At 37.8% G+C, this 1,238-nt stretch carries 2 protein-coding genes; one reads left to right on the forward strand and one right to left on the reverse strand.

The window, feature by feature from the left end; translation table 11 throughout:
• Positions 1 to 307: hypothetical protein (locus GQR52_RS20445; RefSeq protein WP_206017573.1), on the forward strand; the 307-nt coding region annotated here is incomplete at its 5' end.
• A gap of 130 nt (positions 308 to 437) precedes the next feature.
• Here GQR52_RS20445 and GQR52_RS20335 read toward each other — a convergent pair.
• The coding region (locus GQR52_RS20335) for a hypothetical protein (RefSeq protein ID WP_165729614.1) at positions 438 to 1,238 on the reverse strand (801 nt) is incomplete at its 5' end.

The raw sequence follows: 1,238 nt of genomic DNA on the forward strand, positions 1-1,238 counted from the left end.
TTTTTATACTACGGTATTCAAAAAAACGATTAAACTTCGTTTTCTTTGGCATTATTCCAACACCGAAGTAATTATTATTTTGCATCAGGATCCTTATGCAATTGCTAAATCAGGTGAGGCATTTTCAATTGGCTTTTCAATTGGCTTTTCAATTGGCTTTTCAATTGGCTTTTCAATTGGCTTTTCAATTGGCTTTTCAAACGCATCAAAATCTATTGGTAAGGTTAAATTTTCGTTGTATATAAGTATTGGTGTTATTTCAACATCAAACACACTAATACTAGGAGATTCAATTTCAAACTCATAAACTGCAGCATTTAAGCTCAGGCTATTATCATCAAATTCATAATTAAACTAGACAGCCACTCTAATTGTGTTTTTAAAGTTGATTTTTCATAAAGTAAAACAGCGATTCACACTAACCGCTGTTTTTTACATCACCAAACTTCATGTCTGTTTACTTGGCAGTCATCAGGGTCTAAATAAGGTTTTAGCTCCTCAGGAAAGGCGTGTTTTTCTGTTATATCTTTATCGATTTTGAAGTAATGCTCTATCGATTGATATAAATGCGTGCCAAGTGGGATTGATGTATCCATAAAGGTCATGGCTGTGGCATATTGCAGCGAATCCCATTCACGATTAAAACCACCCACATAAAAAGTAGGCTTGGTGAAGCAATAATGTTTAGGGTATTTTAACGGCACCATAAGAGACACAAACACACGTGAACCACCACGGGCTGAGCCGACATTACGCTCAATTGCACCAAAGCAAACAATATCTTCGTAAGGTAAATAAAACGGTTTTCTAAATAATGTATGCGGGGTTTTTACAAGGCCGGTATGGCGATTAAAGTAAAACTTATCTCGGTGCGATAATATGGCCCGGTGTTTCAGCATATAAAAACCGACAATAAACATAGGTGCATATATTGCAAATGGCACCCACCGATAGTCGCCCCACACAAAGCCAATAACAACCAAGTCAACGAAGAGAAACATAACTGCAGCTACCATTAACAAGAAGCTTAGAGCAGTAAATAAATTTGACCACCCTCCAAACCATGAAATAGCAAGTTGTTGCCCATCAGAGCGAACCCAGTGCCCCTCAAGTGTTGAGCCACGATTAGGCGACTTGAGCTCTGCTGCGTATTCATCAGTAAAACGCTTACTTTTAAACGTGCGAGTTTTGAATCTGCAACCATTGAGTGCTTCGGCTTTTTTTAATCGCGTTTCATA

It is taken from the genome of Pseudoalteromonas sp. 31A1 (genome assembly GCF_011378815.1).
GTDB classification, from domain to species: domain Bacteria; phylum Pseudomonadota; class Gammaproteobacteria; order Enterobacterales; family Alteromonadaceae; genus Pseudoalteromonas; species Pseudoalteromonas arctica.